At 71.7% G+C, this 13,275-nt stretch carries 14 protein-coding genes; 6 read left to right on the top strand and 8 right to left on the bottom strand.

Annotation, left to right across the window (positions count from 1 at the left end; all coding sequences use genetic code 11):
• Positions 1–32 precede the first annotated feature (32 nt).
• The 5 genes from N7L95_RS12190 (at position 33) to N7L95_RS12170 (ending at position 6,913) form a co-directional block, all read left to right on the top strand.
• Entirely contained in the window at positions 33–1,010 is a 978-nt protein-coding gene (locus tag N7L95_RS12190; protein WP_301255528.1) for a DUF2157 domain-containing protein, read from the top strand.
• Positions 1,007–2,641 (top strand): GDYXXLXY domain-containing protein, encoded by a 1,635-nt coding sequence (locus N7L95_RS12185; RefSeq protein WP_301255527.1) that lies wholly within the window; start codon positions 1,007–1,009, stop codon positions 2,639–2,641. Before N7L95_RS12190 ends, N7L95_RS12185 begins: the two co-directional genes overlap by 4 nt.
• A 580-nt stretch (positions 2,642–3,221) precedes the next feature.
• Positions 3,222–4,535 (top strand): OmpP1/FadL family transporter, encoded by a 1,314-nt coding sequence (locus N7L95_RS12180; RefSeq protein WP_301255526.1) that lies wholly within the window; start codon positions 3,222–3,224, stop codon positions 4,533–4,535.
• Positions 4,536–5,288: 753 nt separating this feature from the next.
• Positions 5,289–6,086 carry an ankyrin repeat domain-containing protein gene (locus tag N7L95_RS12175; RefSeq protein WP_301255525.1) on the top strand — a complete coding sequence of 266 codons (798 nt, stop codon included), beginning with the start codon at positions 5,289–5,291 and terminating at the stop codon, positions 6,084–6,086.
• Positions 6,083–6,913, top strand: coding sequence for an ankyrin repeat domain-containing protein (locus tag N7L95_RS12170; protein ID WP_301255524.1), 831 nt, complete (start codon positions 6,083–6,085; stop codon positions 6,911–6,913). Before N7L95_RS12175 ends, N7L95_RS12170 begins: the two co-directional genes overlap by 4 nt.
• A gap of 34 nt (positions 6,914–6,947) precedes the next feature.
• Here the strand turns inward: N7L95_RS12170 and N7L95_RS12165 are convergent, their stop codons facing one another.
• Positions 6,948–7,145, bottom strand: coding sequence for a hypothetical protein (locus N7L95_RS12165; protein WP_301255523.1), 198 nt, complete (start codon positions 7,143–7,145; stop codon positions 6,948–6,950).
• Between the two features lie 79 nt (positions 7,146–7,224).
• Complete coding sequence (locus N7L95_RS12160; protein WP_301255522.1) at positions 7,225–7,806, bottom strand: NADPH-dependent FMN reductase; 582 nt, start codon at positions 7,804–7,806, stop codon at positions 7,225–7,227.
• Positions 7,807–7,997: 191 nt separating this feature from the next.
• On the opposite strand from N7L95_RS12160, the gene soxR reads away from it, so the two are divergent.
• A complete protein-coding gene (gene soxR / locus N7L95_RS12155) occupies positions 7,998–8,501 on the top strand; it encodes a redox-sensitive transcriptional activator SoxR (protein WP_301260140.1) in 504 nt (167 codons plus the stop codon).
• Between the two features lie 15 nt (positions 8,502–8,516).
• Here soxR and N7L95_RS12150 read toward each other — a convergent pair whose 3' ends face one another.
• The 6 genes from N7L95_RS12150 to pqqA form a co-directional block, all read right to left on the bottom strand.
• On the bottom strand, positions 8,517–9,737 hold the full coding sequence (locus tag N7L95_RS12150; RefSeq protein ID WP_301255520.1) for a patatin-like phospholipase family protein: 1,221 nt from the start codon (positions 9,735–9,737) through the stop codon (positions 8,517–8,519).
• A 94-nt stretch (positions 9,738–9,831) separates the two neighbouring features.
• Positions 9,832–11,043, bottom strand: a complete 1,212-nt coding sequence (pqqE, locus tag N7L95_RS12145; RefSeq protein ID WP_301260139.1) for a pyrroloquinoline quinone biosynthesis protein PqqE — start codon at positions 11,041–11,043, stop codon at positions 9,832–9,834.
• Positions 11,021–11,266, bottom strand: a complete 246-nt coding sequence (gene pqqD / locus N7L95_RS12140) for a pyrroloquinoline quinone biosynthesis peptide chaperone PqqD (protein WP_301260138.1) — start codon at positions 11,264–11,266, stop codon at positions 11,021–11,023. Before pqqD ends, pqqE begins: the two co-directional genes overlap by 23 nt.
• A gap of 38 nt (positions 11,267–11,304) precedes the next feature.
• On the bottom strand, positions 11,305–12,063 hold the full coding sequence (gene pqqC, locus N7L95_RS12135) for a pyrroloquinoline-quinone synthase PqqC (protein WP_301255519.1): 759 nt from the start codon (positions 12,061–12,063) through the stop codon (positions 11,305–11,307).
• Entirely contained in the window at positions 12,060–12,992 is a 933-nt protein-coding gene (gene pqqB / locus N7L95_RS12130) for a pyrroloquinoline quinone biosynthesis protein PqqB (protein WP_301255518.1), read from the bottom strand. The genes pqqC and pqqB overlap by 4 nt, the downstream gene beginning before the upstream one ends.
• Positions 12,993–13,124: 132 nt before the next feature.
• Positions 13,125–13,199, bottom strand: coding sequence for a pyrroloquinoline quinone precursor peptide PqqA (gene pqqA / locus N7L95_RS29590; protein WP_363324879.1), 75 nt, complete (start codon positions 13,197–13,199; stop codon positions 13,125–13,127).
• Between the last annotated feature and the right edge of the window lie 76 nt (positions 13,200–13,275).

Raw genomic sequence — 13,275 nt, 5'->3', positions numbered from 1 at the left:
ATGCCCCGCAACAACAAGCGAAAGAGGGCGGCATGAACTTGCGACTGGCACTGTACGAGCTGGCTGAGCGGCATCACCTCGATGCCCGATCCAGCCAACGCCTGCAGCAGCTGGCGGGCCTGCATGAGGAGCCGGCCGGTGTGTCCCGCTGGATGCCGCTTGCCACCGCGGTGCTGGCTGCGGTGCTTGGCGGGCTCGGATTGGTGTTCTGGGTCGCGGCCAACTGGCAGGACTTCGGCCGCGCCGGGCGCTTCTTGCTGCTGCAGGCGTTTGTCGTGCTGCCGCTGCTTGGCGCGCTGTGGAAGCCGGCGGCTCGCGCGCCGCTGGCGCTGCTGTCGCTGCTGGGCATTGGCGCCTTGTTCGCCTACTTCGGCCAGACTTACCAGACCGGTGCCGACCCCTGGCAGCTGTTTGGCCTGTGGGCCGCACTGGCGCTGCCGCTGTGCCTGGCGTTGCGCAGCGACGTCCTCTGGGCGCCGTGGGCGCTGGTGAGCGTGACGGCGGCATCGCTGTGGGTGCACGCCCACATCGGCCACCGATGGAGCACCGAGCCGCAGGACCTCGGTCTGCATGCCGTCGGCTGGGGCTGGGCCCTGGCGGTGGTGGCCGGGCTCAGCCCGCCACTGCAGCGCTACAGCGGTGCCGGGCCATGGGCGCTGCGCACGGCCGTCACGCTCGCCGTGGCGATGATCACCACCACCGGCATCATCGGCGTCTTCCGCGACACCGTCGCGCCGCACTACCTGCTTGCCTTGCTGCTGTTGCTGGCCGCCGGGGTCGCGCTGGCGCAAGCCCGCAGCTTCGACATCTTCGGCCTGAGCGCCACTGCGCTGGGGCTGAACACCCTGCTGTTTGCCGGCCTCGTGCGACTGCTGTTCAGGCACCACCGCGGCGACGCCATCGGGGAGTTGCTGATCCTCGGCCTCACCGCGGCCGGCCTGCTGGCCGCCACGGTGCAGGTCGTGCTCAAGCTGGCGCGGCAGCATGCACAGCGAGGAGGCCGACCATGAGCACCGATCGGCTTGACCGGGTCCTGCAGTCCGCGGTGGCGGCCGGCCTGTTGCCGGCCGCGGCCGACCGTCCGGTGCAAGAGGGCCGGCCCTGGCCCGTGGTGTTGCTGACGGCCCTCGGCGCCTGGCTGGCGGCGTTGCCGCTGCTGGTCATGCTGGGCATGCTGCTGGGCGACGTCATCCAGCGTGGTGTCGGTCTCTACCTGGTGGGGGGGCTGTTGCTGGGCGGGGCGGTGGTGGTGCTGCGCGCGCGTGCGGTGCCGTTGTTCGTGGAGCAGCTGGCGGTGCCAGCGTTGCTGGTGGGAGGCGGCGCCCTGGGCATGGCCTTCGACCGCGACTGGCCCGACGCGGCTGGCTTTGCGGTGCTGGCCGCCATCGCGTGCGGCCTGGCCATCGTGATTCCCCGCCCCTGGTTGCGCACGCTGCTGGGCGCGGCCTGCGGTGTGCTGGTGGCGCTGGCATGGCAGACCGGCTTGCGATCGTCCTGGGACCTGTGGTCGAGCGGTGCCCTTCGCGACTGGCTGGCCTGGCATGGCTGCCTGGTGCTGTGTGCGCTGGCCCATGGCCTGCAGTGGCGCGCGCATGGGGCCGGGTGGCCGCGGCCGCGCCATGCCGCGGCGCTCGAAAGCCTGACCGCCGGCTGGCTGCTGGCGGCGCTGGCGGGGCTGGCCTTCTGGTCCGGCATGAGCTTCCTGGTCGGGGCCAGCGTGGGCGCCGGCGCCGGGTCCCACCCAGGCGTGGCATCGCTGCGCGGGCATGACGCGGTCGTGCCCGTCATCTCCGCCGTGCTGGCGGCTGCGGGCGCCGTGCTGGTCTCGCGGCGCTGGGCGAGCTTGCGCCAGCCGGCAGGGGGCGGCTTGGCGCTGGTGCTCGTTGTGCTGTCGTGGTTCCTGCCGGCGCTGGGCGCGGTGGTGCTGGCCATGGCCTATGCGGCCGCCACGCAGCGCTGGGCGCTTGCCACGGCGGCGGCGGTCGCGGGTGCGTGGATCGTCGGCACCTTCTACTACCAGCTGAGCTGGCCGCTGGCCTACAAGGCAGGCGTGCTGCTCGCGGCCGGCGCGGCCCTGGCCCTGCTGGCGGCCTGGGCCCGGCACCGGCTGCGGCCGCAGGCGACGCAGGCGGCCGCCCCGGTGCGCTCCACCTGGCGCCGGGAGCGGCTGGGCCTGCTGGCCAGCGGCGTCGCCGTGCTGGCGGTCGCCAACATCGGCATCTGGCAGAAGGAAAGCGTCATCGCGCACGGTCAGCCGGTGCTGGTGGCGCTGGCTCCGGTGGACCCCCGATCGCTGATGCAGGGCGACTACATGCGGCTCAACTTCGACCTGTCGAGCGAGATCGTCGCCCAGCTCGACGCCGAGGTGCGCTATCACCGGCCGCAGCTGGTGGTGCGGCTGGATGCTCGTGGCGTCGCGACGCCGCTGCGCCTGCACAGCGGCGGCCCGCTGGCGGCCGGCGAGAAGCGCATCGAGCTCACGCCGAAGAACGGGCGCTGGGTGCTGGTCAGCGATGCCTGGTTCTTCGAAGAGGGCGACGCTGCGCGCTGGCAGGCTGCCCGCTACGGTGAATTCCGGGTGGCCGAAGACGGCCGCGCCCTCCTCGTCGGCTTGCGCGATGCGCAGTTGAAGCCGTTGTAAGCCATCGCTGCCGGGGACCGTCACTGGACGGCCGGCACGCTGCCTCACGCTGCATTGCCCCGGGCACATGCCGTTGCAGTGAAGGAAACACTGAAGATGTTCAGGGCCGGTGGCCGGGCCTTGCGGCGCTCGATGAGGCGGACTCTGTTTCCCTGATGCAACACTGTCAGGCCCGGATGCCGCTGCCGGGCTCCCACCTGCCGGTGGCAGGCCGGCGCAGGCGACGCAACACCGGCGCAGCGCTGCGATGGGCCGGGCGCCAAGGCGCCGACGCATGTGTTTGTGGAGCCCGGGCATGGGCCCGCCACCGTCACCGGAATCATCGCACTCGCCCCGGGCAGGTGCGAGCCATCGGGTGTATGTGCAATCGTCCACACATTGCGCACTGTCGGACGGCAGAGGCATGCCTTGGCAGGGGCGCCCGCCCGGGCGTCTAACAGAGCACGGTGGTGCAGGGCAATCGTGACATTCTCGCGACATGGCGGCCGAAAAAATCGGTGCAGAATCTTGCGGACCCATCGTAGAAGTCGAAGCCGTGACACGAGCCACGGGCATCACCACCATATCTGAGGAGCACTCCATGTCTTTCGGGACTTCCCGCCTGATCCGTCCCGCCCTGATCGCCGCGGCCATCGGCGCGGCTTTCGGCAATGCCTCGGCCGCCGGCCTCGTGTTCGGCACGCAAAGCGCGAGCAACATGGGCACCGCCAATGCAGGTGCTGCCGCCGTGTTCGACGCCACCACCATCTTCACCAACCCCGCCGGCATGGCGCGGCTGAAGGGCACCCACCTGTCGGGCGCCCTCAACCTGGTCTTCCCCGACACCGAGTTCACCGACACCGGCTCCACCACCGCCCTGGGCACCCCGACGCCCGGCCGCAAGAAGGCCGAGTTCGGCCACACCGTGGTGGTGCCGCACCTCTACGCGACGCATGAGCTGCAGTCGGGCCTGGTCGCCGGCCTCGGTGTGTTCGTGCCCTACGGCTCGGCCACCGACTACGACAAGGACTGGACCGGCCGCTACCACTCCACCGAGAGCGAGCTCAAGAGCGTCAACATCAACCCCTCCATCGCGTGGAAGCCCAATGAGCAGTGGTCGCTGGGCGCGGGCCTGAGCGCGCAGTTCGTCAAGGGCAAGATCTCCAAGGCCATCGACTTCGGCAGCATGACCGGCCTGCCGGCCATGAGCGGCAACCGTGCGCTGGACGGCGACGTGGCCGTCAAGGGCGATGACTGGGGCTTCGGCTACAACCTGGGCGTGATGTTCGAGCCGACGCCCGCGACGCGCTTCGGTCTGGCCTACCGCTCGCGCATCAAGCACAAAGTGACCGGCGACGCCGACTTCACCGTGCCGGCCGCTCTGGCGTCCAACCCGCGGGCCGCGGCGCTGCGCGACACCGACGCCAGCCTCGACCTGACGATGCCCGAGACCTTCTCGATCCACGGCTTCCACCAGATCGACTCGCGCTGGGCCGTGATGGGGGACATCACCCGCACGCGCCACTCGCGCCTGCAGGAGATCCGCATCAAGCTGAAGAATCTGCCCGACTCGGTGACGCCCACCAAGTGGCGGGATGCCACGCGCTTTGCAGTCGGCGCCACCTACAAGTACAGCGATGCGCTGACCTTCCGCGGTGGCGTGGCCTATGACAAATCGCCCGAGGACGACGGCAACCGCATTGCCAACATCCCTGACGCGCACCGCACCTGGCTGGCAGGCGGCGTGTCCTGGGCGCTGGACGACAAGCGGGTGCTCGATGTCGCGCTGGCCTATGTGAAGCTCAAGGACGGCTCGGTCGCGCAAAGCGACGTCGCTGCCCCGCGCTCCGTGGTGCGTGGCGAGTACGACACCAAGTCCTTCGTGCTGGGCGTCCAGTACAACCAGGGCTTCTGAGCCTCACGGGGGGCTGTTCGTGCCCCCCATGTCTGCCGGCCGCCGCAGCCGCGGTGCGCCCGGCAAGGCATGCACCTCCCTCTCGCCAATGCGCCGGTGAGCGCGGCCACGGTCACCGTACCGGGTCGCGCCTGCTGGCCGCGGCATCTTGCTCGCGCGTCCTAGGGCGGCACGATGAAGGCCATGCCGCTCCCGGCGTCCGCATGCCTGGCCATCCTGGCCAGCCAGGAAAGGCCGGCATCGGTGTGCCGGCTCGGCCACTCGCTCTTGCAGTCGCCGGGCAGGATGGGGGCACACAAGCAACTGCGTGTCGTGCGCTGTCCCTGCTGGACCCCGGGGGTCTTGACCAGCGAGGCATCACGACGGGCCGTGCGTTGAAGGCGGCCATCGCGGGCTTGCTCCGCCGCGCGTGCCGACTGCATCGAGCCGAAGCTGCCGGCCGGGTGCGGCTGTCGGCCCCGCTGGCTCGGGCCAGGTCGGGCAGGGGCGGTGCGCCCGCCGGCACGGCGTGCGACAGCTGCGTGGCCGAGACAACCGGCCGCAAGAACGGTTGCCTGGGTGGCCGGGCGCGACCCGGCCGGCGGGGGCGCCGGGCACCGCATGCATACTGTGGCGCGGTCGCCCGACACCAACGCGGGCGGCCGCTGGTTCGCGGTCTCCCGTCCGGCTCTCTCGCCCTGCCATTGCATGCGCCATATCGACCCTTCCCCGGCCCGTCGCCTTCCGGCCGCCACGCGCGGCCCTGCGCGGGCCATGGCGGTGCCGGCTCGCGCGCTGGCGGTCCTGCTGCTGGTGCTGGCCACCGGTGTGGGGGCCGCGCCGCCGCTCGATGTCTACCACCTGGCGACGCTGGTGCAGCAGAACAGGTCGGCCGAGCTGCGGCGTGAGCTGGAAGGCCACAGCCCGCGCGACATCAACTTCCTGGCGCGCTCACTGCTGCTGGGCAGCGCCCTGCATGGCGCCCGCGTTGATGCACTGGAGGCGCTGCTCGACTGGGGCCTGTCGGCCGACCGCAGCCTGCCGGTGCCGGGCGGTCCGGGGCTGCAGGCCATGACACCGCTGATGCTCGCCATTGCCGCAAGCGGCGATGCGCGCCTGGTGGCACTGCTGCTGGAGCGCGGTGCCGACGTGAACAAGGACATGGACGGGTCCACGCCGCTGGGCCTGGCCTTGTCGATGCGCCGCCATGCCGTGGCGGCCCTCCTGCTGGAGCACGGAGCGCGGGTCGAGCGGCCGGAGGACGCGCCGGTGGTCACGCCCTTGATGGAGCTGTGCCTCTCGCTGCAGCCACAGGACGGCCAGGCGGTGCTGGACCTCATCCGCCGCCTGGTGGCCGCGGGCGCCCGCATCGACCGCGCAGGTCCGGGTGGCAGTACCGCGCTGTCGCTGGCCGCCCTGAACGGGCATGCAGCAAGCGTGGCCCTGCTGCTGGACTTGGGGGCCGATGTGTCACAGCGCAACCGGCGCGGTGAATCGGCCCTGGACCTGGCCCGGCGCAAGGGGCATGTCGAGGTGGTCGAGCTGCTGCTGGCGGCCGGAGCCCGGCCATGAAGCGGCTGGCCTGGGCGCTGCTCTGGGCGGTGTGCTCGACCACCGCCTGCCCGCAATGGGCCACTGCCGCCACGCCGGCGGCGGCGGTGGAGGCCGACCGGATGCTCGCCCGCGTCCTGCGCGGCAAGGACCCGGCCGCCCTGCGCTGGCTGCTGGCGCCTGCGCGCATCGCGCGGCTGAGTGCCGAGGACCGTGCCGACCTGGTGTCAGCGCTGCTGCAGCATCGCGACCTGGGCGGCCTGGCGCTCGCCGTGCGCGCGGGCATCGATCCGAACCAGGCGCTGGCCGTCGTGCGGGAAGGCGAAACGCTGAGCGTGATGCCGCTGACCGTGGCGCTCGGGCTCCCCGAGCCGCTGCCGCTGGTGCGCGAGCTGCTGCGGCTCGGCGCCGATCCGCAGGCGGTGGCGTTCGACGACCAGTGGCCGCTGGTCAGTGCCGCGGCGATGGGCCAGCACGAGGTGCTGGCCGCCTTGCTGGCCGCCGGTGCGCGGGCCGAGGTGGCCGAACCGCTGCTGGGCATGACGCCGCTGATGGCGCTGCTGTCGCGGCCGGGCGAACCGGCAGCGTTGCTGGACAGCGTGCGTCGCTTGCTGGACGCGGGTGCCGACGTCAACGCAGTGGCCCGCACCGGCCAGACGGCCTTGCTCATCGCGGTGGCTGGCGGGCATGTGGCCGTGGTGCCGCTGCTGCTGCAGGCGGGAGCCGATGTGCAGGCCCGGGACGAAGCAGGCCGCAGCGCCCTCGACCTGGCCCGCGCTGGCGGCCACCCGGAGCTGCTGCGCCTGCTCAAGGCGGCTGCGGCCGCCTCCTGCTGCAGCCGGCCCTGACCCCTGCGCCGTGGCAGGCCGGCAAGCGCGCCGGCTACTCGGCCGGCCGCAAGCCCGCAGCACCCAGCGCGTGGACGAACAGCTCGTTGGCCTGCGCGGTCGCGACGCGCACTTCACGGCTTTCGAGGTCGATCTGCAGCACGGCACGTGGATCGACCGAGTAGACGGTCTGGGCGACGCAGCCCGCGGCGTGCGCCGAGCACATCGCGTCGATGGTGAATTCAAGCATCAAGTCGGAAACTCCCGGTCGTGGGGTGGCAGGCTGCAGCATGAACCCTGACATTGCGGCAAGGTCAAGCTCGCCGCAGCGCTCAGCCGGTCGCCAGCGCATAGGGGCGGGCCTGCCGCGCGTCGCGCAGCGCGTCGGACCACCAGCGCAGGCGGGCCAGCAGCAGGTGCATGGAGCGGCGGGCGCGCTCGGGGGCCAGCAGCTGGCCTGCGGCGTCGAACTGGTCCCAGGCATTGGCGAAGCTCACGCAGTCGCGCACCGTCACGGCATGCAGCTCGGCGAACACCTGGCGCAGCTGCTCCACCGCCCGCAGCCCGCCGGAGATGCCGCCGTAGGACACGAAGCCCACCGGCTTGGCATGCCAGGGTTCGCCGACGGCATCGATCAGCGCTTTCAGGGTCGCCGGGTAGCCATGGTTGTACTCCGGGGTCACCACCACGAAGGCATCGGCCTGCGCCAGGCGGTGCGCCAGCGTGGCCAGCGCATCACCGTGCAGTGGGCGGTGGCCGAAGCCGGCCGGGTCCACCAGGTCGACGCAGAAGCGGCCGTGCTCGGCGATCTGCGCGGCGGCCCAGCGGCCGACGACCTCGCACAGCCGTCCTTCGCGGGCGCTGCCGTAGATGAGGGCGAGGTGGAGAGGGGGATGGGGACGGTGGTCGGTCATCTGAGGGCTCCCGGCATGGCTTGTCGAACAAAGGGCGCCAGGTTAAAACCTCAAGTTTTGTTGAGGTCAAGCGGCAGGTGCACATGAGCAAGGGCAAGGGCAACGGGGCGGGTGGCAGCACCGGCAGGGAGCGTGGCAAGAGCGGTGGCCAGGCGGCCGGCAGGCCGGCAGCGACGAGTGCGGCCCAGGCGTTGACGGTGGGCGAGGTGGCGGCACGCAGCGGGGTGGCGGTGTCTGCGCTGCATTTCTACGAGAGCAAGGGCCTGATCCACAGCGAGCGCAATGCTGGCAACCAGCGCCGCTTCGCCCGCGAGGTGCTCAGGCGGGTGGCGGTGATCAAGGTGGCACAACGGGTCGGCGTGCCGCTGGCCGAGATCCGCGCGGCGCTCGGCGAACTGCCCAACGGCCGCACCCCGACCGCGGCTGACTGGAACCGCCTCTCGGCACGCTGGAAGGCGCAGCTCGACGAGCGCATTGGCCAGTTGATGCTGCTGCGCGACCAGCTCAGCGGCTGCATCGGTTGCGGCTGCCTGTCGATGCAGGCCTGCCCGCTGCGCAACCCTGGCGACCAGCTGTCGGAACAGGGGCCCGGCCCACGGCTGATGCCCGCGCCGCCGGAGGCGGCTGCAGCGCCTGCGCCGGCCGCGGCGGCCGGCTGCCAAGGCCGCTGCCCTGAGGCCGCGGCAGGCAGCTGAACGGCGGCCTGTGCTTCAGCGCGCGCCGCTGCCCGGCCCCGCCGGGGGCAGGGCGACCGGCGGTGGACGGGCATAGATGGTGGAGGGCTGGTCCCAGGGGTTGGCGCTCAGGGCCCGGGCCTGCCCCAGGGCCTCCATGCGGGCCATCCATGCGCGGTCGAACAGCTTGTCGGCCGCCGCGTCGGTGGCCAGCTCCGACGGGATGCTGGTGACGCGCAGCTGCAGTTGCAGCTGCGGATGGTCCAGCCCGGCCAGCCGCACCATGTCCTGCAGGCCCTGCAGCAGCTGCGGCTGCTGGGCCCAGAACAGCATCAGTGCCGAGCGGCGCGACATCGACAGCACGCTGTGCGGGTCGACCGCCATCGGCCGCGGATGGGTCCACAGGTTCATCACCACCCACAGCCGCACGGTGACCGGTTGCCTGATGCCGGCCGCCGGCAGCGCTTCGGCCAGCAGGCGCAGGCCGTCGCGGTCGGGCGCCACCAGCAGGTTGGAGACGATGCCGCCGTCGGCATGCACCCGCCCGTCGATGACCACCGGCGGAAAGGCGCCCGGAATGGCCGATGAGGCGATGAACAACGAGCGGGCCCGCGGCAGGCCGTCTTCGTCGGCCAGCACCTGCGAGAGGCGCCACAGGCGGCCGGTGCCGAGGTCGAAGTCCGAGGTGGCGATGGCGATGTCGCGTCCCTCGGCGAACTGCTCGCCCAGCGCCTGCGCCAGTCCGGGCGACAGCACCTCCTCCACCGCCTGGCGGTAGCGGGTGGTGTCCAGCACGCCGCCGCTGCGGTTGAGCCAGAACCACCAGTCGAAGCCCGGCGCAATGCGGTCGGCCGCCTCACGGTAGAGGCCGGCCGCCTGCTCCAGCGCGGCTTCGCTGCCCAGCAGCGCAAACGGGGCCTGCAACGCCCCGGTGCTGACGCCGGTGACCAGGTCGAAACGTGGCATGGGCTGGCTGGGATGGCGGCGCCAGCCGCGCAGGAAGCCCACGCCATAGGCGCCGTGCTGCCCGCCGCCGGACAGCATCAGGATGTCCAGCGTGTGGTCGCCGCGCGCCTGCACCCGCTGCACCAGCCGGGCCACCAGCGCCTGCTGTGCCTGCGCATGCAGCTGGCGCGACGCCTCGGCGGCCTGCGGCGTGGCGGCCGCGTCGACGGCAGAGGGCGGCTCCACCGAGGCGCAGCCGGCCAGCAGGAGGCTGGCGGCCATGGTGCGCAGGGTGCGGGGGCGGTCGGTCATGGGGAAGCGCCGGCAGGCCCGGCGTGCGGTGGCAATGCGGCGCGATCTTAACGGCGCCTGCCCGCCGCGCCGCTGCGGCCCGGCCAGCTCCCCCTCAGCCAGGTGGCGCTGGCTGTCCCGGCGGCTGGCTGCCCCAGCGCCGTGAGTTCTCGTCGCTGCGGTAGAGCAGGCCAGCGCCGCGGCTGGCATTCGGCACGAAGCGCAGCGGCTGCGCCGCTGCCGCAGGCGCGGCACGGGCGGCGGCAATCACCTGGTCCACCCGCCCCCGGTCGGGGCTGTGCGGGCAGACCGGGTCGGTCGCCTCGGCCGAGCCAGTGAACAGCCAGGCCTGGCAGCGGCAGCCGCCGAAGTCCTCGCCATGCCGGTCGCAGCTGCGGCAGGTGTCGTTCATCCAGGCATCGCCGCGGAAGCGGTTGAAGGCCGGGCTGTCGTGCCAGATCTCGCGCAGCGACGCCTGCCGCACATTGGGCAGCTGCAGGCCCGGCAGCATGCGCGCACTGTGGCAGGGCTGGGCCAGCCCGTCGGGCGCCACCAGCAGGAACACCGAGCCCCAGCCGTTCATGCAGGCCTTCGGTTTCGCGTCGGCATAGTCGGGCGAGACCCAGAGGATCTTCATGCGCCCGGCCAGCCGCTGCCGGTGGTGGCCGACGATGGCCTCGGCGTCGGCCAAGTCCTCGGGCGTGGGCATCAGCCGGTCGCGGTTGAGCCAGGCCCAGCCGTAGTACTGCGTGTTGGCCAGCTCCAGGAAGTCGGCCCCCATCGCCTCCGCCATCTCGATGATGCGGCCCACATGCGGCAGGTTGAAGCGGTGCATCACGCAGTTGAGCACCATCGGGTAGCCGAGCGACTTGATGAGGGCCGCGGTGCGCGACTTCAGCTCGAAGGTGCGGGTGGACGAGAGGAAGTCGTTCAGCTCCCGGGTGTGGTCCTGGAAGGACAGCTGGATGTGGTCCAGCCCCGCCTGCTTCAGCGCCCGGGCCCGTGCCGGCGTGAGGCCGACGCCCGAGGTGATGAGATTGACGTAGAAGCCGAGCCGGTGCGCGTGCGCGACGATCTCCTCCAGGTCCTCGCGCAACAGCGGCTCGCCGCCCGACAGGCCGAGCTGCACCGCGCCCAGCGCGCGCGCCTGCGTCAGCACATCCAGCCAGGCCGCTGTGTCCAGCTCCGCCGCGTGGCTGGCGTAGTCCACCGGGTTGGAGCAGAACACGCAATGCAGCGGGCAACGGTAGGTCAGCTCCGCCAGCAGCCACAGCGGCGGGCCGGCTGCAGGCCGGGCGGCCGGCTCAGATGATCCAGCCGCGGCCATAGGCGTCACTCAGGAATTCGCAGATGTCGTCGCTCAGGTCGGACTGGCGGTAGTCGCGCTCCAGGCCCGCGATGAGCTGCTGCACGTTCTGCGTGCCGCTGCAGCGCCGCAGGATCTCGGCGGCCGGGTCGTTGAGCTTGACCATGCCTTCCGGATACAGCAGCACCCAGGCGTTCTGGGCCGGCTCGAACTGCAGCCGGTACATCGGCGCGATGGTGGGCATGGCCTCGAAGCCGCGCGGCAGGGGCAGGGGCCGGGCAGTCACGGTCGCTTCTCCTCGGGCAGGTCGTCGGGATAGGCCCGCTCGATGGCATCGAGCATGGACCACAGGATGTCGAGCTTGAACTGCAGGATCTCCAGCGCACGCTGCTGCCGCTCGCGGCTGCGGCACCAGCCGAGCGCGATCTCCAGGCCGTGCTCCACGTCGCGCGAGGCGAGCGGAATGCGGCTGCGGAAGTACTGCAGGCCGTCGGCCTCGATCCAGGGGTAGTGCTGCGGCCAGCCGGCCAGCCGGTCGGCATGGATGCGCGGCGCGAACAGCTCGGTGAGCGAGGAGATGGCCGCCTCCTGCCACGGCGCCCGGCGCGCGAAGTTGAGGTAGGCATCGACCGCGAAGCGCACGCCGGGCACCACATGCTGCTGCGACCACAAGGCCTCGCGCGACAGCCCCACCGCCTCGCCCAGGCGTGACCAGGCCTCGATGCCACCGGCTTCGCCGTCACGGAAGCGGCCCTGCGCGTCGGGCCGGCCGTCGTGGTCGAGCAGGCGCTCGATCCAGCGCCGGCGCACCTCGCGGTCCGGGCAGTTGGAGAGGATGGCCGCATCCTTCATCGGGATGCACAGCTGGTAGTAGAAGCGGTTGGCCACCCAGCCGCGCACCTGGAAGGGCTGCAGCCGGCCGCTGTTGAGCCGCAGGTTGAAGGGATGGTGGATGTGGTAGCCGGCTTCGAGCTCGCGCAGCCGGGCCTCGAATTCCTGTTCGCCCCAGGCGGGGGCATCGGTGGCAGTGTCCGCGCTCACAGTTCGATCTCCATGCCGTCGAAAGCCACCTCGATGCCGTGGCGTGCCAGTGCCTGGCGCTCGGGGCCGGCTTCATCGAGGATGGGGTTGCTGTTGTTGATGTGGATGAGCACCTTGCGCGGGCCGTCGAGCCGGTCCAGCGCCTGCAGCATGCCGGGGCGGCCGGCCTGGCCGCATTGCGGCAAGTGGCCCATCTCGGCGGCTGTCTTCGCGCCCAGCCCGGCGTGCGGCATCTCGTCCTCGGTCCAGAAGGTGCCGTCCACCATCACGCAGGAGGCAGCCTGCATCCAGGCCTGTTCCCGGGGGCCGACGGCCGCCAGGCCCGGCGCATAGAACAGGCTGCGGCCGCTGCGCCGGTCCTCGATGTGCAGCGCGATGTTGTCGCCCACCGCCGGCGCATGCCGGTGCGGCGAGTAGGGCGGCGCCTTGCCGGGAATGGCCAGGGCCTGCCAGCGCAGCCCGGGCAGGCCGTCGATCTCGAAGTCCGCCTCGCTGCGGCTGCCGGCCACCGGCAGCAGGTGGGGGCGCACGCCGCAGTAGTGCTGCAGCGCCGGCAGCAGCGGCAGGCCGGTGTTCAGGTCATCGAACACGCAGGGCGTGCAGTACAGCTCGATCGGCGGGCCCTCGCGCAGGCTCAGCAAGCCGGCGGCATGGTCGATCTGCGCATCCATCAGCAGCACTGCCGCGATGGGCGTGTGGCGCGTGCCGTGCCGCGGCTGCAGCTGCGGCTGGCTGCGCAACTGGTGGCCCAGGTCGGGCGAAGCGTTCAGCAAGGCCCAGTGTTCGCCATCGTCGGAGACCGCAATGGAACTCTGGGTGCGTGGCCGGGCCTGCACCCGGCCGTGCCGCTGGCCGGCGCACAAGGTGCAGTTGCAATTCCACTGCGGAAAGCCGCCACCGGCGCCAGAGCCGAGGACCAGGATCTTCATCGTGCCGTCTCCCAGGGAAGGGCGCTGCGGCAACACTTACCTGCGCCGCCAGGCCAAAAGGAAATCTCCCTGCCATGTCGACGGCTCGCCGAACGGCGGCCGGCACGGCAGGGAGACCGGGTCACGACGGGCTCAACGAGCCGCGATATACATCGTCACTTCGAAACCGAAGCGCAGGTCCTGGTACTGTGGCTTGCTCCACTGCATGGCTAGAGTCCTTTCAAGAAGAGGAAAGTTCGACATCGCATGCCGCGACTGTCGGCTGCCGGGCCGCAGGGGGCGG

The organism is Eleftheria terrae, assembly GCF_030419005.1.
In the GTDB taxonomy this organism is placed as follows: Bacteria; Pseudomonadota; Gammaproteobacteria; order Burkholderiales; family Burkholderiaceae_C; genus Caldimonas; species Caldimonas terrae.
Note: the sequence above shows the minus strand (reverse complement) of the source record. Positions and strands in the feature narration are given on the sequence as shown.

Coding starts and splice junctions, on each gene's coding strand:
- N7L95_RS12180 (WP_301255526.1), top strand. CDS start 3,222: ATGTCTTTCGGGACTTCCCGCCTGATCCGTCCCGCCCTGATCGCCGCG.
- N7L95_RS12150 (WP_301255520.1), bottom strand. CDS start 9,737: ATGACCGACCGCCCCCGCACCCTGCGCACCATGGCCGCCAGCCTCCTG.
- N7L95_RS12175 (WP_301255525.1), top strand. CDS start 5,289: ATGGCGGTGCCGGCTCGCGCGCTGGCGGTCCTGCTGCTGGTGCTGGCC.
- N7L95_RS12190 (WP_301255528.1), top strand. CDS start 33: ATGAACTTGCGACTGGCACTGTACGAGCTGGCTGAGCGGCATCACCTC.
- N7L95_RS12170 (WP_301255524.1), top strand. CDS start 6,083: ATGAAGCGGCTGGCCTGGGCGCTGCTCTGGGCGGTGTGCTCGACCACC.
- N7L95_RS12185 (WP_301255527.1), top strand. CDS start 1,007: ATGAGCACCGATCGGCTTGACCGGGTCCTGCAGTCCGCGGTGGCGGCC.
- pqqD (WP_301260138.1), bottom strand. CDS start 11,266: ATGCCCACCATCGCGCCGATGTACCGGCTGCAGTTCGAGCCGGCCCAG.
- N7L95_RS12160 (WP_301255522.1), bottom strand. CDS start 7,806: ATGACCGACCACCGTCCCCATCCCCCTCTCCACCTCGCCCTCATCTAC.
- pqqB (WP_301255518.1), bottom strand. CDS start 12,992: ATGAAGATCCTGGTCCTCGGCTCTGGCGCCGGTGGCGGCTTTCCGCAG.
- pqqE (WP_301260139.1), bottom strand. CDS start 11,043: ATGGCCGCGGCTGGATCATCTGAGCCGGCCGCCCGGCCTGCAGCCGGC.